The 18,702-nt window shown below is 35.8% G+C and carries 21 protein-coding genes and 1 pseudogene; 4 read left to right on the top strand and 18 right to left on the bottom strand.

The window, feature by feature from the left end:
• Positions 1–13: 13 nt before the first annotated feature.
• The 4 genes from BQ5796_RS00320 to BQ5796_RS00305 all read right to left on the bottom strand — a co-directional run bounded on the left by BQ5796_RS00320 (position 14) and on the right by BQ5796_RS00305 (position 2,309).
• Complete coding sequence (locus BQ5796_RS00320) at positions 14–496, bottom strand: hypothetical protein (protein ID WP_071458447.1); 483 nt, start codon at positions 494–496, stop codon at positions 14–16.
• Between the two features lie 12 nt (positions 497–508).
• Positions 509–1,576: a DUF1835 domain-containing protein gene (locus tag BQ5796_RS00315; RefSeq protein WP_234969279.1), complete on the bottom strand. Its 1,068-nt coding sequence runs from the start codon at positions 1,574–1,576 to the stop codon at positions 509–511.
• 55 nt (positions 1,577–1,631) lie between these two features.
• Positions 1,632–1,805: a Fe3+ hydroxamate ABC transporter substrate-binding protein gene (locus tag BQ5796_RS00310; RefSeq protein ID WP_071458446.1), complete on the bottom strand. Its 174-nt coding sequence runs from the start codon at positions 1,803–1,805 to the stop codon at positions 1,632–1,634.
• 129 nt (positions 1,806–1,934) lie between these two features.
• Entirely contained in the window at positions 1,935–2,309 is a 375-nt protein-coding gene (locus tag BQ5796_RS00305) for a hypothetical protein (protein WP_071458445.1), read from the bottom strand.
• Positions 2,310–2,628: 319 nt separating this feature from the next.
• Here BQ5796_RS00305 and BQ5796_RS00300 point away from each other — a divergent pair, with 319 nt between their 5' ends.
• From BQ5796_RS00300 to BQ5796_RS00290, 3 genes are read left to right on the top strand one after another with little or no spacing between them, the layout of a single operon-like run.
• A complete protein-coding gene (locus tag BQ5796_RS00300; RefSeq protein ID WP_071458444.1) occupies positions 2,629–2,832 on the top strand; it encodes a hypothetical protein in 204 nt (67 codons plus the stop codon).
• Complete coding sequence (locus BQ5796_RS00295; protein ID WP_071458443.1) at positions 2,829–3,770, top strand: MvdC/MvdD family ATP grasp protein; 942 nt, start codon at positions 2,829–2,831, stop codon at positions 3,768–3,770. The genes BQ5796_RS00300 and BQ5796_RS00295 overlap by 4 nt, the downstream gene beginning before the upstream one ends.
• Complete coding sequence (locus tag BQ5796_RS00290; RefSeq protein ID WP_071458442.1) at positions 3,767–4,642, top strand: hypothetical protein; 876 nt, start codon at positions 3,767–3,769, stop codon at positions 4,640–4,642. Before BQ5796_RS00295 ends, BQ5796_RS00290 begins: the two co-directional genes overlap by 4 nt.
• Before the next feature lie 85 nt (positions 4,643–4,727).
• On the opposite strand, the gene BQ5796_RS00285 is transcribed toward BQ5796_RS00290, so the two are convergent.
• The 8 genes and pseudogenes from BQ5796_RS00285 to BQ5796_RS00250 form a co-directional block, all read right to left on the bottom strand.
• Complete coding sequence (locus BQ5796_RS00285) at positions 4,728–6,233, bottom strand: TnsD family Tn7-like transposition protein (RefSeq protein ID WP_071458441.1); 1,506 nt, start codon at positions 6,231–6,233, stop codon at positions 4,728–4,730.
• Positions 6,233–7,723, bottom strand: coding sequence for an ATP-binding protein (locus BQ5796_RS00280; protein ID WP_071458440.1), 1,491 nt, complete (start codon positions 7,721–7,723; stop codon positions 6,233–6,235). Before BQ5796_RS00280 ends, BQ5796_RS00285 begins: the two co-directional genes overlap by 1 nt.
• Positions 7,716–9,812 (bottom strand): cell envelope integrity protein TolA, encoded by a 2,097-nt coding sequence (locus BQ5796_RS00275; protein ID WP_071458439.1) that lies wholly within the window; start codon positions 9,810–9,812, stop codon positions 7,716–7,718. Before BQ5796_RS00275 ends, BQ5796_RS00280 begins: the two co-directional genes overlap by 8 nt.
• A gap of 18 nt (positions 9,813–9,830) precedes the next feature.
• Positions 9,831–10,157 carry a TnsA endonuclease C-terminal domain-containing protein gene (locus BQ5796_RS00270; RefSeq protein WP_071458438.1) on the bottom strand — a complete coding sequence of 109 codons (327 nt, stop codon included), beginning with the start codon at positions 10,155–10,157 and terminating at the stop codon, positions 9,831–9,833.
• Positions 10,134–10,256 (bottom strand): annotated as a pseudogene (locus BQ5796_RS18615) (TnsA endonuclease N-terminal domain-containing protein); the annotation flags it as partial. The gene BQ5796_RS00270 and the pseudogene BQ5796_RS18615, both read right to left, overlap by 24 nt.
• A gap of 49 nt (positions 10,257–10,305) precedes the next feature.
• Positions 10,306–11,034, bottom strand: coding sequence for an IS21-like element helper ATPase IstB (istB, locus tag BQ5796_RS00265; RefSeq protein WP_071458437.1), 729 nt, complete (start codon positions 11,032–11,034; stop codon positions 10,306–10,308).
• A gap of 1,263 nt (positions 11,035–12,297) precedes the next feature.
• Positions 12,298–12,861 carry a hypothetical protein gene (locus BQ5796_RS00255; RefSeq protein ID WP_071458436.1) on the bottom strand — a complete coding sequence of 188 codons (564 nt, stop codon included), beginning with the start codon at positions 12,859–12,861 and terminating at the stop codon, positions 12,298–12,300.
• A gap of 81 nt (positions 12,862–12,942) precedes the next feature.
• Positions 12,943–13,380: a helix-turn-helix domain-containing protein gene (locus tag BQ5796_RS00250; protein WP_071458435.1), complete on the bottom strand. Its 438-nt coding sequence runs from the start codon at positions 13,378–13,380 to the stop codon at positions 12,943–12,945.
• Positions 13,381–13,642: 262 nt separating this feature from the next.
• Here BQ5796_RS00250 and BQ5796_RS00245 point away from each other — a divergent pair, with 262 nt between their 5' ends.
• A complete protein-coding gene (locus BQ5796_RS00245) occupies positions 13,643–13,888 on the top strand; it encodes a hypothetical protein (protein WP_071458434.1) in 246 nt (81 codons plus the stop codon).
• A gap of 980 nt (positions 13,889–14,868) precedes the next feature.
• On the opposite strand, the gene BQ5796_RS00235 is transcribed toward BQ5796_RS00245, so the two are convergent.
• The 6 genes from BQ5796_RS00235 to rlmD form a co-directional block, all read right to left on the bottom strand.
• Entirely contained in the window at positions 14,869–15,189 is a 321-nt protein-coding gene (locus BQ5796_RS00235) for a hypothetical protein (RefSeq protein WP_071458432.1), read from the bottom strand.
• A gap of 98 nt (positions 15,190–15,287) precedes the next feature.
• Positions 15,288–15,473: a hypothetical protein gene (locus BQ5796_RS00230; protein ID WP_071458431.1), complete on the bottom strand. Its 186-nt coding sequence runs from the start codon at positions 15,471–15,473 to the stop codon at positions 15,288–15,290.
• Positions 15,470–15,922, bottom strand: a complete 453-nt coding sequence (locus tag BQ5796_RS00225; protein ID WP_071458430.1) for a hypothetical protein — start codon at positions 15,920–15,922, stop codon at positions 15,470–15,472. The genes BQ5796_RS00230 and BQ5796_RS00225 overlap by 4 nt, the downstream gene beginning before the upstream one ends.
• A 36-nt stretch (positions 15,923–15,958) precedes the next feature.
• On the bottom strand, positions 15,959–16,174 hold the full coding sequence (locus BQ5796_RS00220) for a hypothetical protein (protein ID WP_071458429.1): 216 nt from the start codon (positions 16,172–16,174) through the stop codon (positions 15,959–15,961).
• A 225-nt stretch (positions 16,175–16,399) separates the two neighbouring features.
• On the bottom strand, positions 16,400–16,528 hold the full coding sequence (locus BQ5796_RS18610) for a hypothetical protein (protein ID WP_282956843.1): 129 nt from the start codon (positions 16,526–16,528) through the stop codon (positions 16,400–16,402).
• A 758-nt stretch (positions 16,529–17,286) separates the two neighbouring features.
• The gene (gene rlmD, locus BQ5796_RS00215) at positions 17,287–18,669 is read right to left on the bottom strand and encodes a 23S rRNA (uracil(1939)-C(5))-methyltransferase RlmD (protein WP_071458428.1); all 1,383 of its coding nucleotides are present in this window, start codon (positions 18,667–18,669) and stop codon (positions 17,287–17,289) included.
• Positions 18,670–18,702: the final 33 nt, after the last annotated feature.

Here is an 18,702-nt window from a genome sequence, read left to right as displayed (position 1 = left end):
CATTTCCAACCATTCATCTTACTTCCAAAACAAAGGCATAGGAAGCATCACCATTTGATACATTAGCTTCCTCTTTGTCCATCCACCACACACCGTATGAATAATAATAGATTTCTTTTTCCATAGGTGTGGTAAAATGATTATCTTCCACTACTACCTCTGTTTCCTTGTTCCTATTTATTTGAAGTAAATGGACTTCATTTGGCTTTGGTTCATAATACATCTCAAACGCTATTTCTTCACCAGCTTTTACTTGAATAGGATTCTCGTTCTTTAACAGTTCAACTGGTCCAGCAGTATCGACACAGGTACTTTTGTTTTTCACTGTCCAACAATATGAACCAAGTTTTGTTGAAAAGGTATCCTTGCCAATCTTAATCTTGGCTATGGGTGGTTTGCTTCCAATCATCTTATTATCAGTTGAAATCTCACCTTTTGAACATCCAGCAATCGTTATCGCTATCAAAATGATAAAAGGCAAAACCCATTTATTCATTTGAATGCCTCCTTAGACCTTTGTCAACCTCACACTATAATAACGCATCGCCTTCAAACTGCCTTCCATCTCAAAAACACCCTCTTCTATCAACTTTCTTAGCCGATACTCGAAGAATGCATCCCCCATATATTGGTCTAAATGCCCTATCACTTCTCCTATTAATCTTGCGGATTTCATGAGAGGTTCAGGTTCTTTTGCTCGTTCTCGCTCAATCTGAAGTTTTTTCGCCATATTTATCATATACTGGTCGTAATAATCCTCCCTGACGTTCTGTATCTTTCCATTTTTCCAAATACGTAAGGTTTCCTTCGTATCAGCAAGAGCCATCCACTCTCCTACAAGTTTCTTTCTTTCATGTTCTGATAAAGGTTTTGGATGACTTTTCTCATATATAATTTGCAATTTTTCAGGGGAGGCTTCTCCTGTTTTCAAAACGGTATATTGAATATCTGGTAGATTAAAATGTTCAGCATATGCCCTTGTTGTGTTAATCACTTGGATTTCATTCGTTTTATTCCGCAATAAATATAAAATATATTGCAATCCTGTCTGCTCATGAGAATTATCAGCCACCCATATTGTAATCGGTACATTCTCTGAGATAGAATTTATTTGATTAACAGTGTTATAAAAGCCTTGTTGATATTCTTGAAAATCTCCATCTTCATCATTCATCACATTTTTCATCCATTGAAATCTTGCTTCTTGACCATCATTTTCATGTAGTCTCTTAATAGGCCCAATCGAAAATATGTCCCAAAAGGAAATCACCTTTTCTACTGGATATACTCCCATTTCCTTCAGAGCCACTTTTAATGACCCTGCACCCGAAAGCCCAAAGACAATATGTACCTTTTGAAAATGTTCTTCTTCCTTCGCTTTTGACCGTTCTTTCGATAGTTTAAGTACCGTTTTATATATATTTCCAACGTCATTTACAAAATCTATCTCTGAATAATCCGTTTCTTTTACAAGATTCAATCGGAATAAAACATGAAATAGCAGTGACTTTGCTTCTCTTTCAGGCAGTTCTTCAATGGATTTTTTCAGTTCCTCAATTTCCTGCATATTACTCATAAGCATCCCCTTTATTCTCTTCACTCTATAAAGCAATACATCTACTTGGGAAAAACTAATTATCCCTTTTATTAAAGCAATCTTCGCAAATTAGTTTCCCTTCATTTTGCAGATATGCTTTTATTTCCGTCATTCCTTTTCTCTCTGGATAACGCATCTTTACATAAACCACTTCATTTCCTTGTATTTCTTTTTCGCACTTTAAACATTTAGGCGTAATTTTGAACACAAATTTTCCTCCCTAAAATTTTTCCAGCTATTCAATATTAATCTGGTCAAGCAAATCTACATTACCATCTATCCAAAGTAACCATTTGTTTATATACGGTTGATTCCCACAAAATGTTTCCCTGTTTTTTCATCTATTCATTTTAGGAATTTGAAATATTACATACTTTCCTGTCCACATTTGACTTCCAATAATTATTTCTTTATTTTCCTTTTGAAAAATGAATCCAGCCCCCATTTGCTCTTTAAAGTTCCAGCTATCTTCTTTCATCACTTGTTTTAGATGCTCATACGCTTTTCCTTGATTCATTTTTGATATGTACCATTCGTAGCCATTTTCTTTTGTCAGATATACAAAACTTTCATCTGATTTATTCACTTTTTGAACAACCTCACGTTTGGATACTGAATCTATCGGCAAGGAAGGGTAATAGATTTTGGAGTAAAATAAAGCCCCCAATGAAATTCCAATACAAACTACAATAATGATAATCCATTTTTTCAACCGTTTGCCTCCTACTCTCAAATAGAAATTATATAAAGCAAGAAAGACCACCCTTGTCCAGTAAGGTGGTCTTCTCTTGGTGAACCGCTTGGATATTCTATTCTTGTAGATTCCATTATATCATTTTTCCCAAAATAAGGTTATCTTTATGATAGGAGTTTGTTTTGTCGCACAGGAGATTATTATTTGGTTACATAGTAACAGGGCTTAGGGGTAGAGGGTTATAGTCTTTAAAATATTATTGTTCCATAAATACTTTATTTATTCTATCGTCTACCTTATCATGTTATTAGATAATTTTTACAAAGGGGATAACGTTATGGCAAAACATATATTGCTTGATAAAATTCATATCTACGAAAAGAACTATGATAAAAGGTCAGGAACTGAAGACTCTATGTATTCAACAGAAAAAGGTTATTGGTTAGACAATAGCACAATTAAACCGCTGGTTCTAAATCCAAAAAGACCACTTCCTTCGACTAAAAAACATGATGTTGAAAGAGGCGAAGACCAAAAGTGATAATTGTGGATGTTCTCTTAATTTCGGATAAATATGATTTTACTACTGATTTTATTTGTATTGAATTGGAACGTAAAGAAACAAACTATCTTAGACTTAATCGTGATGAATTCCATAATTATAAAATACAAATAAATTCATCTTATTTTGATATGCTGATTACTGTAGGTGAAAACGAATATTTAGTTTCTGAAAAACACCTCAAAAGTATCTATTTTAGAGCACCTATTTTTTTAAGGGAATTAAATCAAGCTGAAAGTACTTTAGAAAGTGTGCTATATAAAGAGCAATGGATGTCTTTTATAAGGAACTTATTAATCTTTGAAAATGTTCTTTGGGCAAACAATCCAGAAAAGACATATAAAGCTGAAAACAAAATAGTGCAATTGAAATATGCAAAAAAAATTGGGTTTAGTATTCCTAACACTACAGTAACCAATTATCCTCCCGAACTCCACAATGAAAAATATATAATAAAATCGTTAGATACTGCATTTTTCAATATTGGTGGAAATGAAGGGTTTGTCTATTCCAATATAATTGACAAGAAAGAACTGCAAGAAGCTAATCTTAAGTTGGCCCCTGTTACAATACAAGACTATGTTTTTCCAAAAACGGATATTAGAGTTACAGTTGTTGGAAACGAGGTTTTTGCAACTGACATCACAATCAGTGGAAAAGGCGTGGATATTGATTGGAGAAAAGCTAAAGATGATGTCCAGTTTAATACGGTCAGCTTACCTACTACCGTTAAAAATAATTGCATTGAAATTGTTAAACAACTGGGATTGAAGTTTGGTGCAATTGATTTATTAAAAACAGATAAAAATGACTATATATTCTTAGAAATAAATCCTACTGGTGAATGGGCATGGTTAGTGCATACTACTGGGCAACCAATTCCTCAATCTTTTGCAAATATGTTGGTGATGCAATGAAAGGAAATCTTTTAAGGTTTTTATATGCCTTACTTCCGATGGTGGAATGCAACTCCGCTAATAAGTTGGTTAAACAAGAGCAAAATACTACCTGGAATAAAATTGTACAGGAAGAAGCTATTGAGGACATAGAAATGTTTGCTGGTATTGAGGAAGATGATGCTAAAGATTTATTGAAAGGCATACATGAAAAAATAGGTTCTTTACAAGATAAAGCCAAAGTAACTGCAGTCGCTGTAACTCTGGCGTTCTCGATGGTTGGTGGAATATCCAGCTATATTTTAAACTTAAAAGATAAACTTTATGCTAACGAGTGGATAACAGCAATTCTTGTCTCTTTCGTCATTGCAAGTTGTTTTTATTTGATTGTTTCTGGCTTTTATTCTTTATTAACCTTAAACTCAAGACCTAAATATGATTTTAGTCCGAAAGACTTTGTATATCTGGAACAGCTTTCAACAAATGAAAAGAAAAAGGAAGAAAAGCTATTAATGATAGGTACTCAATATAAAATGACTACTTTTCAAAACACCGTTCTTAACAATTATGTGGACTGTAGTAACAATAATCTACGAAATGCGTTAATATCGCTTGGTATCTTTTTTTCCCTTATATGTCTTAGCTTTACAATGGCCACTAACAGTTCTAATCAATTGGAACAACAATCAAAAGTTTTAACTGAACAAATAGAACTAATAAAGGATTTACAAAAAGAAATAAACATTCTACAGGAAGAATTAAAAGTTATGCAAAAAAACTTATCTGACTTAGATAAATCTAATAAAGATGCTAATGCTGGAAACAATTCTGAAATAGAAAAGTTAAACTTGTTATTAGAGAAGAGCCTTATTGATGACAAAGAACAAAATTAGCCATCCTATCTCTAATGATAATATACAGCCAAAGAATATTTAATGGGATAATAGAACTTTTACAAGTTTCTATTTCCCATATATTCTATTGAATCTCCTCTAATAACCCCTGGATTAAAGTCTTTATTTCCTTATTTCCCTCTCCAAATCCTGCATATAATTGAACTTTATATACAGTCAACCTTTGTCCAGTCTTTATCATTTCGTCTATCGCCCATTTTATCTTTCTTATCCGATAACTTTGTATATCTTCGGTTACTTCTTTTAGATATTGTCCAGTTTTAACGAGGTTTGGATGTTGGAAACTTCGCTTAATACCAATTGCATATCGGATACTCCTTGGAGTAACTCTTATTGGTTTTCCCTCTCCCTTTAGAATTGTTTGCACCGCTTGTTGAGCCAGTTCCAAATATTCTTCATCTCTTTTTTCCCAATCTACCGTTCCAATTCTTTTCTTTCTTTTTGTAACTTTAGGAGTTACCTGGTCATACCAATCCCAATCGTGAGCACAAATCCAAGTGTGAATGCTCTTACCTTTTTCTTTTAATTGACTCCTATTCGCTCCTGGATTCTCCTCAATTAACTTCAACCATGCTTCTCTTCTTTCTTCAATAGAAAATAAAGGTCTACGGTTCATGGTTATAGAACGTTTACCAATCACATTATTAGCAACAAACAGTTCTTGAACATCGAAATTTAGAAACTGTAGAAAAAGAAGGTGTCGCAGTGGACTTCTATTTTTGTTATTGTTTCTGACAAATAACCTTAACCAATTGGCTTTCTGCTCCAAATTCACTTCACTCTGCATAAGCTCTAAATAATCTGAAGGATAGTATTGCATAAAAGCCTCTACCAACCTTTCTATATAGAGACTACCACTATTTGAAGCTAATTGTTTCTCTCTCAACCTATCAATATAAAACTGGATAATAAAAGACAAATCAAGCCTGTTCTGATTATGAAATAACAAATAAGAGGCATTTTCCATGTACCTTAAATTAAGTTCTTTGAAATTAGTTGGGTAAACATCTTCTGCCAATTCTGAATCACATACATCTTCATCTGCACATATATAAGCATTTCTACTTTCTGTTATTAAAACATTGCTATCTTTATAAAGAACTTCATGTGTTGGGCAATATAACGCACCTGGAATTTGTGGTAGTCTACGCCAACAACTTTCCCCATTTCTCATATCATCCTGAAAACATAAGGGACAGTATCTCAATACATTGTTCGGCTTTACTTTGCTCCCACCTAATCCAACCATACTTTCAATTGCTTTTCCGCTTTTTCTCGTCATACAATCAAATATCAACTTAGATTTTTCATTGGATAAAAAAGCAGTGTAATATGGATACATTGTATGATTCTGTATGAGTTCCTCAACCGTTATCTTAGAATTTGGAGGAAGATTGGCTACTAATGCACTTAAATTTTGTGGCAACCAAACTGACTTTCTTCCCTCTAACCTATCAAATAAATCTTTTTCAAAAGCCTGTCTGCTCCTCATTCCACAGATATTTTTATATCGGGAAAAAATTGAAACTAATAATTCATCTTGAAAGATTATTGGAAAAAAATTCAGCATTATATATTACCTTCTTCTTGCCACAAACTCATGTCATCCACATATTCATTATCCACTAATAGTTGATAAATAGTTTCCTCATTTTTACTCGCTTCTTTCCACAGTCTTCTCAAATCATCTTTTGCATAATTTAAAACTTGTTTTACTCTTGGTTCTGTTGAGGCTATGGTAGCTTTCGGAATCTCTTTTGTGTCTTGTTGAACCATACTGACTTTCTCTATTGTTGACGTTGATATCTCTTTTCTTGGTGCAGAAGTATCGGTAAGTTCAAGTCTTCTTAAATCCTCAAATTGTGCAATTTTATAAGGATTTTTAGATTTTATGGCTTCAATCATTGGTTTCATTAACTTAAACTGCTCTTTCGCTACCCTTTTAACCATATTTACTGTAAATTCTTCTTTCCCATTAGAGATACATTCTTTTTGCACATTTATAAACAACTTCAAAATTAAATCCGACACGCCTTGTGTGTCTTCATAGAATTCCTTTACCATTTCTTCAGTTAAGGAGACAAATTTTCTATTCCATTGATATTTCCAAATTGATTCTAAGAAGAAACGAAACTCTTTATCATCTTTCATGTTATTGTATATCACCTCTCCGTTACCTGTTACCCTTCGAGCGATTCTAAACTCGTTTTGAAAAATCACATAGGATGCTGGAGTACCGATGAAAAGAATAGGAACACCAAAAGAATTCATTAATGTAACAAAGTAATTCATCATTTGCTGTAATCCTCTTGGTTGGATGTGCTGAATTTCATCGAGGCATAGCAACCCAATTCCCAAATTCTGAGCAACTTGCCCCATTAAAGGTAGCATGGCATCAGTTGATAGGTTACGAGATACATGCTTCTGGAATGTATTAGTCCCAAGCAATTCATCCACTTTCATAAAAAATTGAAGGGTTAATGATTTAAGACTTGAATTATGTGGTGTCTGTAATGTTAAATGCGTCAATTGTATTTGGTTAAAATGCTGACCATTATATCGGTTATGAACAATTACCTGTGGTATCTGGCTAAGAATACGGTTAATACTGGAGGATTTACCCATACCACTGTAACCTATTAATGTGGCACAACTTGCTGTAGTTCTAAAATTAGTCCTTGTATTAATATCAAAGGTACGGTTAATAATTTGTTTACCCGTTTGATTTACATATCTTCTATAATCGGCATCAAAAGGATTTCGAGCCACATAGCCCTGATAAATCAATGAAAATACCATATTCCAGATGTCAATATGAATCGGCAAAGGCTGAAACAATTTGTACAGTCTATAAACCATGTGAAGTCTATACGAACCATCTAAATCCCGTTCTTCTTCCTTAAAATGTATTGGATACATTAGCTTCTTAATAATTGTTTGCTTATCCATTAATGGTGGCAATGCCTGAATTAGTGGATTACTGTTGTATTCTTCAAGTGGAAATTCATTATAAGATGCCTCAACAGCCTCCATTCCATTATCTAAATAAATTTTATTCATCGTTATCTTCCTCCCAATCTCTGAACATAGCAAACTCGTCTTCTTCATCTATAGATTCATCTAAAATGCTTTCCGTTTCTCTTTCCTTTTTTGCCATCTCACGTTGCAACAATCGTTCATTCTTTTGATTTTCTTTAATTCCTTTAATCCTTTGGGATTTGCTCTTGCTATAGTCCCTTTCTGATTCGGTTTTTTCTCTCGCTTCTTTTACGATATCCTCTATTTCAGAGTAAAGTTTCATTTTTTCTTGCAGTTCCTTTTCTTGATTCTTATTGTCCATTTCTTGTTCCAACTTTTTTAATGCTTCAATTTCGTCTATTCCCATATTAGAGTACGATGTTAAATGCTCTAAAAGGGTAAATCTATGTAAACCTCCATTTTCATCAAACATATAAACTTCGGAAAGGTCCATCGGATTGTAGCAGATGTTTACTCGGTAATTCCCCCCGATACGAGCCTTCTGAAATAATGAATTTCGGAGTGCATACTCCCCAGCAAAGAGGAGTTTTCTATAAGAAAGACCTTTTGGAGTGATTAATGCTTTATCTTTTTGAAGTAGATAAGTTCTGATTACTTCTTCTGGTAAAATTCGTAATTGCCCCTTACTATAATTTCTATAATGTTTCCATATTTCGTTCGGAATTTTTTTGACACCTATTTCCAACATACTTTCATCTAACACATAATCAGTCAAAACATGGTGGTTATTATAGAACAGGATGTATTTTATTATAACTTTAGTGAATTCTTCGATTGTTAAAGTAGCCTTCAGCCGATAATCCTGCTGTCCACGCTCCTTTGCTCTGCTTCCATTTACAACAACACCATCCACAAAAGGTTTAAATTTTAAATTTAGCTGATTAAATGCTTGTTCTATGATTCCTTTATAGTCGGCATGATAGGGTGGAGTCTGCTGAATCGTGATTCCTAAGTTAGTAATGGCATTTTCAATTTGCTTTCCATTTAATGCTCCTCTGTCCGCCAGTATCTTTGTCGGAACAGCATACGGCCATTCAGAATCTTCTATTGTAATTCCATATTTCTCACAAAATCCTTTTTTTGATGTCATGCTATTTGCTAAAGCAATCATTTCCCCTGAATAACTGTTTAGTGATTCATAACTAATACTCATGCCCATAATGCAACGAGTATAAGCACATATCACCAGATGCAATGTCGGTCTTCCAACAATTAAGTCTCTTTTTCCCTTTGCACTACTAACGAGGTAAATATCCATTTGGGTACTATCAATTTGCCAGACATCTTCCGTTGACGTTCCAATAATCGCTCTATAATTCTGCTGGTAAGCTCTTGTCCCCCTCCTTTTTATGATTTCTTTTTTGCCATCGTTCAACTGTTTGTACCAGTACAGGAACTGGTGATATGTTGGTATCGAATTGGACAACAACGGTATTTTAAGGCCATCTTCATCAACTACTTCCTTTGTAAAAAAATCTTTAAGTATCAATTCATAAGTCATTTTGAGGGAGTTGTTACGTTCATTATAAAAATATCGATTTAATCCCACATTAAAGACCTTCTTAATATTTTCATCAATATTAACTCCTGTATTTTGTCCATTTTTCCGAGGGCGACCCCGCTTTTTATCTCCTACTTTTCGTTCTTTCCCTCTTGCTCCACATCTAAAGTAGTTCGGTAACAAACTGTATTTTGTTTGACAGCCTTTAAAATACTTGATTAGGATATTCTTCAATGCGTTGTAACTAATATTGCAAACTGTCATTGTTTCCTTCATCGCCTTTTGTCGATACTTACTAATAAACATATGTTCATCATCTGATAACTTACTTTTAAAAAAAGTTACTATCTCCCAAGCATGTTGTCTCTTTTGAATTTCAATTTCACTCAACTCTTCTTCTGGAATAACTCGACTATAAATGTCCTCACTTAATTCGATTATTTGTTTGCTTTGGTACGCAGTAAGAAAATCTTTCTTGAGCATTGGATATGACCATCTGTTGCTGTCCATGTCAATTACATATAAAACGGAAGTTAGCTCGTTAATATATAAAATTCGTATTACTTTTCCACTTCCATATTTAAACAAAGCATTCTGAACTAATTTCACAATATCCCCTCCTGTTCTCTACAAAAGAATATTTTTTACTTTTAGAGCAAGGTTAATTTTTTCTGTCATATTAACTCTAATGTCTTTCTTTGCAATCAAGTAACGAAAGAGATATAGCCCTGTTCCAGTGGCAACCCCTTCTTCTGATTTATCAAAAGCCTTCAGCAACTCCTTTAAAGGAGTTTCTATATTATTCAGCAAAAAATTAAGCAGAATTTGGGATAATGACTCTTTATCTGCTACTCCATCTTCCAATAGAGTTTCTCTAACCCACTCGATATTTTTAGCAGTTTGTTTTGGTAACTGTTTTTCGGTGACTATTTTCCATTCAATTCCTCTTTGCATCCAATATCTCCGTTCTATTTCAAGTTTTTCTAAAGTAATCTTCTTATTTAATTCGGTAGTATTCTTAACAGTTCTTGCAATTGTATTTTGCAAGGAAAAAGTGCAGAAGAATGCAAAGGAAAATGCACAACTTTGCCAGCCCTATCTATTACCTTCTTTTTGACAATGCATGAGATAGACGGTAACTCTCCCCATGGAATGAGATGATATGGGCATGGTGAATCAAACGATCCACCAAAGCGGCGGTTAACCTGGAATCGGTGAAAATCCTGTTCCATTGGCTGAATTCCAAGTTTGAGGTTATAATTAGACTTTTCTGCTCATAACACTCAGATATTAACTGGAACAATAACTCTGATCCCTCTTTTCCGAAGGGAAGATACCCCATTTCATCCAGAATCACTAAGTCTAGTTTCTGGATTCTTTTTCGGAAGGCGGATAACCGGTTCAACCTCAAGACGTTCTCTAACTCTTCTACCAAATGAGAAACTCGATAAAAACCTACTTCAAACCCCAATTCACATGCTTTTCTTCCTAGCCCTGTTGCTAAATGGGTTTTCCCGGTTCCAGGTGTTCCGACTAGAACTACGTTCTCTCTTTGTTCAATAAAATCCAGACTGTAAAGTCTCTCTTTTGTCATCTGACCAGGCAACCTCATTTGCTGTTCATGCCATTCAAATGTTTCAAGACTTTTCCGATCCAAGAATCCAGCCTTCTTTATTAAACGTGTTATTTTCGCTCTCTCCCTTAGCTTCAATTCCTCCTCAAATAAATCATTTACATACTGTTCAGGATTATCAAAAGGGATCTTGCCATAAATGTCTGGAATGTAGGCCAAACGAAGAGACTTGCACTTACTTCTGAGATCGAAAGTCATGACATAGCCTCCTTAGTTCCGGCCAAATTATCATATTTGGACCATTCCACATCAAAAGGATTGGCTTGTGTTCCAAGCTTTTCTTCCTCTATTAGTTCATAAAAATTCAAGTTAATTCCCTTCATATCATGTGTAACAAGCAGAGCTGCCAAAGCCTTCAGACGTTCCTGACGAATGGACAAATTATCCACCATTAAGTAATTTCGAATCCTTCCTGGTAAATATTCATGATAACGCGAGTAGGGAAGTGCTCGGGGTTTCTGAATCCATCCCTTTACAATGGACTGCCAAGGCAAGGCCTTTCTTTTATTCATGTAAGGACGAAAGTCCTCGAGCAGAATTTCGCCATCTGGTGTTACCACTTTAAAGGAGTCCCAAGTGCATTGAATATATAGAATGCCATAGTTTGCTGCTTTAGGGACATGTACCAAAGTCTGATCAAGCCTTATTTCATTATACTTATTCACCTTAACCTGTTCTTCTTTGAAAACGGGATAATCTTGCTCAGGGAGGGCCAAAAGATGCTTGGACTCTTCCTCCCATAAATCTATTATTCTGACCTGTTTTTCATAATGAACGCGATCCCTGTCTTCTGCTAATCTCTTTTCCAGTTTCGATGTGAGATCATCAAAGTCTTTCATAACGGGGGCCTTGCTAAAGAAGTTGTAGCGGATATATCCCACCTTATTTTCAACATTCCCTTTTTCATGGCCGCTTCTGGGATTACACACTTGAACATCAAACCCATAATGGTTTTGAAATTGTATAAATGCATCTGTCAGTTGCGCCTCTTCCACCTTTGAACGGGTCTTCTTCACTGCCGGAGTCAAATTATCGATTCGGATTTTAAGAGGTACTCCTCCGGATTGACGAAAGAGNCTGAAGATTTGAGCAGCTGTATGACGCTGTTTTACTGGGGCTGTTTCGTCATCCATTAACCATTGGATAATGGTTGATTTAACGGGATCGATGACCGGATTGGCAGCTGGCTTTGAGCGTTGATAGGTTGGAATTTCATTCTGTTGTAATGCCTTGCGAATGGTTTGCCTTGATAGTTTGGGATCTTTTGATAATTGCCGAATAGATCGACCTTCTTTAAAGTGCAATTTTCTGATAAGCTCTATATTAGCCATCTTTAACATCCTTTTTTCCTCCCAAATCATGAAGTTCTCGACAAACTCTATGATAAGGGATTTGGTGTTAAGGGTGGTCAACTTTTTGATTAGCGAATTGTACTTTAGTGGTCAACTTTTATTTTAGCGTTTACACTACCTCTTCCCTCATTAATGCCACATTGCCTTGTATTGGTTTTATAACACTAATATCCTTTAGAAGTTTAATAGGATTTGCAATGGTATTCAGCGTATTTAAGTTCTCATAAATCCTTAACTTGTGCGTATCCGTATTGAGCTTGTTAATTAACGGAATCATGTCCTCGTTAATTTCCACAAAGTATAGATTAATGTCTTTTCCTGTTACTGCATTTTTCAACTGCTGTACATCCTTTGGTCTGAATCCTAATGCTTGGTAAATGATTATTCCCTTTTCTAATCTTTCAATAATTTTTAGCAATCGCCTTTGATGGTCATTATTTGATTTAGTTAATACATTTTCAACGATAACTTCGACATTAGAGTTTTGCTCAATTCCATACATATCCAACATTAAAACCTTTTTATTCTGGCTATCATTTTCTTCCGTAACATCAAAACTTTGTTCCAATACAACTTCGGAAAGATGAAGACTCAACTCCCTTTCCATAATATTCAAATTCATTTTCATGAATACTGTAAAAATATCTTCCTTTATGCTACCGTTTTTTGACATATCCATTCTCCTATTACATTTAGATAGAAAAAGAGAACCATAAAAAAATTACAGTTCTCCTTTTCCAACCTTTTTGATGTACTATTTTTTCAGTGACCTTAAAAAAATGTCAATCTTATTTAATATTTTGACACTGTCCATATGTTTACAATGTTCCTCCCAATCGCAGTCCAGCATCGTTTGGATAACCGATAATAAGTTTTCTCGCACCTCTGAAGAAGGTAACTTGCCATTGATAAGATACTCAGTGAATACCAGCACCTCTTGAACACTTCGTAACGGTTCGTTTTCTGGCAATTCAATGTCGATAAGGTCTGTAATATCGACTTTTAGAGCATATGCCAACTTTTGGAGAATTGGATATGAAGGAGCACGTCTTATTCCATTCTCCAATTTATTGATATATCCAGCATCAATTCCAGTAATGTGTTGAACATCTTTCAAAGAATATGACCTTTGAAGCCTATAGAACTTGAGTTTCTCCGCAAAATTTCGAGACATCTCTCTGTCTTTTCCCATACTATTTCCTCCTGTATAATCTGCCTAATCTGTTTGATAGATTAGAACATCCTGTTGTAATAGTTTCCAAATAGAATCCTTTGTTATTAGAAACCTGCTATATTATAGATTCGACCTTTTCAAATTATTCAACGCTATAGCAGAATTAAAGAATGATAGAACACGATTGAACAATCTAACAGGCTACTCTTTATCTTCTTAAATAATGCTGTTAATGGAATTGCCTTATAGTACAATACTGGTAAAAGGGGACTATAACTCTATGAGGATGATTAGTACGTTCATGCTTTTATTGGCTCTTTTTGTAATTGGGGGTTGTTCGCAAAAGACAGTAGAAATGCCTGATAAAATTGTGATTGAGAGAATCAACAGTGAAAATGACACCTATGAAGTCATTAAAACCGTAACGGACAGCGAGGAAATAAATGATATTATTCAACTGGCGGAAAGTACAAATTGGGAACATGGTCAAATGCAAGTAAGTATGGCACGACCAGCAGATTTTTAAATAAACGATACGGATTACTTCCTATGGATTACTCCATCAGGTGATAAATTTGAAGTGGTTAAAGATGCGGAGAGCAAGTATGGGAAGCTATCAAAAGGAAAATCAGAAGAATTGTACTTTCTAATGACAGGTGAAACGCTCGGTAAATAATCAAAGAACTCTTCCTTGAACACTATGTCTTGGCTTCTAAATTAAGCTAATCCCCCAAGCGATTAAAATTTCACTTTATAGAAAGTAGGTTTGTTTTATGGAATTTGATTTAGTAGTAAATGACGAATCTATTGAACGTTGTTTTTTAGTATATGATGAAGTTGGCTACGGATACGATGAAGACGAAAATGGGAACTAAATTAATTTTGCGGAAGCCACAGTTTTAAAAGTGACCTGGTATAAAGACGATGACGATTGTGATGTTGATGATATTGTTACAGTTAGGGTTGCAGAAATATATAATTCTCCTTTACCGAATGTAATTGTTGAATGGCATGATGAAAATTTTAAGAATGATATTAATGCGGTTAGGCTTTTGAATGAGGCTAAATCAGATTTACTAAAAGAGTTTCGAGTGTAGTATCAAGAGAGTGGAAAACACTCTCTTTTTAGTATTGAAGGAACTGTTCCATCTCCTCAGACGATAATTCACTCGGCTCTACACCTTTTTTCTGACAATAATCGAACAAGGGTCTAACCTTTACCCTTATCATTCGGGTTTCGAGGAACAGCAAAGATTCCGTCAGCAAAGGCATTGTCAAACTCCTCAATTTCCTTAATCAAATTTACATTAGCTTTCATTTCCTCACCCACCTTCTTAAAATCAATAGTTAAGACAGAAATGAAAACAACCACCCAAAGCTCCGCAAAGGCAAAAAAGGTGGTCGCTCTCTATCCTTTCGATGCCAGAACCCCAAAGCTCCGACAAATATATATTACCAGACATTGGAGTTATTCGGGAACAACTGCAGAAAATTTCGTTAGTTATATTATTCCTTCAAATCTTGTTGAAGCAACTCCAATAATTCTTCTTTTGATTCCTGTGGAAGAATACTGATAAATTCTCTGATGCCCATATTATATAAGCACAGCACAAGCATGTTCTCTAAGTCATTATCAAAAGGAAGAAATTTTCCTCTAACCATTTCTAACTTACCTGGCGTATATTCCTCATAAATTTTGTAATTAATCGGTTGAGGTTCTTTCTTGGGGATTAACATAAGGTCAACATTCCCTCCTCCATGTTTTGGAACAATATGGGCATTTTCAAGCAAATACTGAATCCCAATTGGAAATACCGATTTTTTCATTTACATATCTTAGATTGTATTTCTTTTGTTCTTGTTCCGAGAGGACTCTTATCAAATTCTTGCCACAAAACGGGCAATATTCTTTTGGTACTTCTTGCTCATTCCTCATTTTTTTCTTCATCACTTTTAACAATACGACATAGCCCTTCTTTAAGAAGAAAACTTACATCTATACAGGCTTCTGAAAAATCTATTTTTCTATACAGCTCTTGTTCCCAAAAATTGATTTGGTCTCTATTACGGATGAAAACATGTACATTATCCAACATTTGATAGTAATTCACGCTTCATCCTCCCTCTCAACAACTATATTTTGTTCATTTAACATCTTTCGCAAGGTTTCTTTAGTTTCATCTGAAATAATCTCCAAGAACCGTTTTAAACCTGTCGCATATAAACCAAATAAAAGCATATTTTCAGTACCATTCATTTTCCCCCTCTTTACGTACATCTCACCATGTAAACACTGGGAAGGATGTTCATCTTCAACGTAAGCAGGTTCGACCGTTATCTCTAATTTTTTCGCAAAATCCCACTTTTTATGGTCTTCTCTGAATCGTTCGACTTTGTAAATAGGAACTCCATACTTTTCAGAAATCCATTCATTACTATACTTTTCCTCTTCAAGTTGAACAAAAACTCTCACCATTTCCTCCGCTATCTCTTGCTTTGCTTCCTTTTTCATATCCTCAATAAGCTCTTCTCTAAACTTTTCCTTCCAATCTTGTTCCACTAAGTCACCTCCCCTTTATTTATGGTTGTTATGTCATCACCTCTCCGTCAGATGGTAGTCTGATATTTCATTAAGGAATGCAAAATACTCCCGTTCGCTGTCAGGTTCATATCCGTAATCCTTTAATTGAACTGACGGAGTCTGCAACCATTCACGAATGTCATTGTCCAGTTCTATTTCATCATCAAGTGAAAAAGCCTCTACCAATTCGGTTATATCAATATCCTTTTCCTGCTCAAACTTCTTTCTCATTTTTAAATCCCCCTTATTCCTTTATTCATCATCCATTAAGTAATAAACAGTCCTGTTTGTAACATCCACGAAACTCACTCCAACCACATTTAGAGGTTCATAGAGTCTTAATTATTGCTCTATGTCATATCTATATTTATACCAAATGATGGCTCGGACAATTGATAAAGCAAATATTTCATCCGTAATAAGCCCCCCTTTAAATTGGTTATTTACTTACCATAACTACATTAGAAATAAAATTTTTGTATAATACCCGACAAATAAAGAAATTGCTATCATTAGCAAATCTCCAATCATCTCAATCGAAAGGTTCAGCATTGATTCTTTCAGCTTTGTTTTATTCAGTAGCATTCATTTTTCCCCTTTCAAATAGAGTTTGGAAACAAACAAAATGAAAAACGCCCAGTCGAGTGACTGAGCGTTAATTTATGCAATATGGAATTATAGCAATACCACTGTATTTAATCATATTGTTCCATTCCCTATATTTAGTAATTGTATTTTTTCAAGTTCATCATAAACTTTCTATTCATTAATTTCAAGACATTTTCAATAGGTTTCCTTTCCCCCTAAAACCTAAAAGAAGAGAAACAGGAAGTTGTCCCATTTCTCATAAGAATTTCTATTTTTTTCTGTTTCTCTTGAAACTGTTCTAACTATGTTCAGTAATATTAATGTATTGCTACTCCACACCTTCTCAACCCGCATTCCTACGTTACCTAAATTCTACCATTTAAAATAGAGTCCTACACAAATCACACATTTTCCCAATTTTCTTCTCACTTTTTTCTCCCACAACTTTATTATTTGTTAAAATAATATCGTGCTTTTTCTTGCTTTTCTTCCTACCTTTTTCTCCTGCTTTTTCTCACTCTTTATCAGGATTGGAGGGTTCTTACGAACCCCTCACACTTTTAATAAAACGTTGAAACCGTAAGGTTTATCCTGTCTTTTCTCTCGCTTTTTTATTCGGGCAAAAAAGGATGGGATTCCTGTTCCCACCCTTTCTTTCTTGCTTTTCTTCTTGCCGTTGTCCACACGTTTTTCACAGGCATATCAAAACTTTAAATTCATTATCCTATGGGTTTGTTATGTCGCACAAGGGTTTATTATTGGGTTACATATGCGAGCACAATCTCAGCGACTGCTTCCACGTGACTCGTATGCGGGAACATGTCCACTGGCTGGATTTGCTTTGTTTTATAGCCGCCGTCCTCGAGGATTCGCAGGTCTCGGGCGAGGGTGGCTGGGTTGCAGCTGACGTAGACGACTTTCTTTGGCTTCATTTCTAGAATGGTCTTGAGCAAAGCTTCGTCACAGCCTTTGCGCGGCGGGTCGACGACAAGTACGTCGGCGCGAATGCCTTCCTGGTACCATTTAGGAATGACAGCTTCTGCTTCGCCCGCTTCGAACTCCGCGTTGGTGATGTCGTTAAGCTCGGCGTTGTGCTGTGCGTCATCGATTGCTTCTGGCACGATTTCGACACCGTACACTTTCTTGGCCTTCTGCGCGAGGAAAAGGGAGATAGTGCCGATGCCGCAATAGGCGTCAATTACAGTCTCTTCACCGGTTAGATCGGCATATTCCAACGCTTTATCGTACAGCACTTTCGTCTGCACCGGGTTCACTTGGAAAAAGCTCAAAGGTGAAATCGCAAATTTCACATCACCGATATAATCGTGTATTTCGCCGCTTCCCCACAGCACCCTCGTTTTCTCTCCAAGGATGACATTCGTTTTCTTGCTATTGATATTTTGGACAATAGATTTCACTTTCGGGAGCGCTGCAACGATTCTCTCCACGAGTTCGCCGCGCTTGCGGAGCTCCTTCGTCCTTGTAACAAGGACAATCAAGAGCTCGCCGGTTTCTTTTCCGTATCGGGCCATAATATGACGGAGCTCGCCGGTGTGGCGCTCCTCGTTATAAGGCACGACTCCAAGATCGCGGCAAATTTCCTTCACTGCTTTAACTGCCTCGTTAATTTCTGGCAGCTGAATGACGCTCTCATCACTGTCGATGATTTCATGGCTGCGCGGCTTGAAAAAACCTGCGACAAGCTTTCCATCCTTCTCTCCAACAGGCACCTGTGCCTTGTTTCGATAATTCCATGGATTGCCCATGCCAATCACAGGCTCAATCGGCACGTCAGAAAGCTTTCCGATGCGGGCCATCACTTGGCGCACAAGGTTTTCCTTATACTTCAGCTGGCCTTCGTATGACATATGGTGCAGCTGGCAGCCGCCGTAGCTTGGCGCATCTTCTTTCTTCATTTCAACACGGAACGGGCTTCGCTCCAAGATTTCGATCAAGCGGCCAAACCCATAGCCTTTGTTTGCCTTGATCACTTTGATGATTGCTTTTTCGCCCGGAAGGCCTCCCGGAACGAATATTGGATATCCATCAACTTTCGCCACTCCGGCTCCGTCATGGGTCAAGTCTTGAAAAATCGTCTCTATTGAATCATTTTTTTTCACGGGAATTATTTTTTCCATTATATACTTCCTTTACACTCAGACTAAGCTGAA

It is taken from the genome of Bacillus massilinigeriensis, assembly GCF_900111815.1.
GTDB classification, from domain to species: domain Bacteria; phylum Bacillota; class Bacilli; order Bacillales; family Cytobacillaceae; genus Mesobacillus_C; species Mesobacillus_C mediterraneensis.
Note: the sequence above shows the minus strand (reverse complement) of the source record. Positions and strands in the feature narration are given on the sequence as shown.

What these genes read in the sequence shown, in the direction of transcription:
- BQ5796_RS00320 (WP_071458447.1), bottom strand. Translation starts at nt 496, where the DNA reads ATGAATAAATGGGTTTTGCCTTTTATCATTTTGATAGCGATAACGATT.
- BQ5796_RS00315 (WP_234969279.1), bottom strand. Translation starts at nt 1,576, where the DNA reads ATGAGTAATATGCAGGAAATTGAGGAACTGAAAAAATCCATTGAAGAA.
- BQ5796_RS00300 (WP_071458444.1), top strand. Translation starts at nt 2,629, where the DNA reads ATGGCAAAACATATATTGCTTGATAAAATTCATATCTACGAAAAGAAC.
- BQ5796_RS00290 (WP_071458442.1), top strand. Translation starts at nt 3,767, where the DNA reads ATGAAAGGAAATCTTTTAAGGTTTTTATATGCCTTACTTCCGATGGTG.
- BQ5796_RS00285 (WP_071458441.1), bottom strand. Translation starts at nt 6,233, where the DNA reads ATGCTGAATTTTTTTCCAATAATCTTTCAAGATGAATTATTAGTTTCA.
- BQ5796_RS00280 (WP_071458440.1), bottom strand. Translation starts at nt 7,723, where the DNA reads ATGAATAAAATTTATTTAGATAATGGAATGGAGGCTGTTGAGGCATCT.
- BQ5796_RS00270 (WP_071458438.1), bottom strand. Translation starts at nt 10,157, where the DNA reads ATGCAAAGAGGAATTGAATGGAAAATAGTCACCGAAAAACAGTTACCA.
- istB (WP_071458437.1), bottom strand. Translation starts at nt 11,034, where the DNA reads ATGACTTTCGATCTCAGAAGTAAGTGCAAGTCTCTTCGTTTGGCCTAC.
- BQ5796_RS00255 (WP_071458436.1), bottom strand. Translation starts at nt 12,861, where the DNA reads ATGTCAAAAAACGGTAGCATAAAGGAAGATATTTTTACAGTATTCATG.
- BQ5796_RS00250 (WP_071458435.1), bottom strand. Translation starts at nt 13,380, where the DNA reads ATGGGAAAAGACAGAGAGATGTCTCGAAATTTTGCGGAGAAACTCAAG.
- BQ5796_RS00245 (WP_071458434.1), top strand. Translation starts at nt 13,643, where the DNA reads ATGAGGATGATTAGTACGTTCATGCTTTTATTGGCTCTTTTTGTAATT.
- BQ5796_RS00235 (WP_071458432.1), bottom strand. Translation starts at nt 15,189, where the DNA reads ATGAAAAAATCGGTATTTCCAATTGGGATTCAGTATTTGCTTGAAAAT.
- BQ5796_RS00220 (WP_071458429.1), bottom strand. Translation starts at nt 16,174, where the DNA reads ATGAGAAAGAAGTTTGAGCAGGAAAAGGATATTGATATAACCGAATTG.
- BQ5796_RS18610 (WP_282956843.1), bottom strand. Translation starts at nt 16,528, where the DNA reads ATGCTACTGAATAAAACAAAGCTGAAAGAATCAATGCTGAACCTTTCG.
- rlmD (WP_071458428.1), bottom strand. Translation starts at nt 18,669, where the DNA reads ATGGAAAAAATAATTCCCGTGAAAAAAAATGATTCAATAGAGACGATT.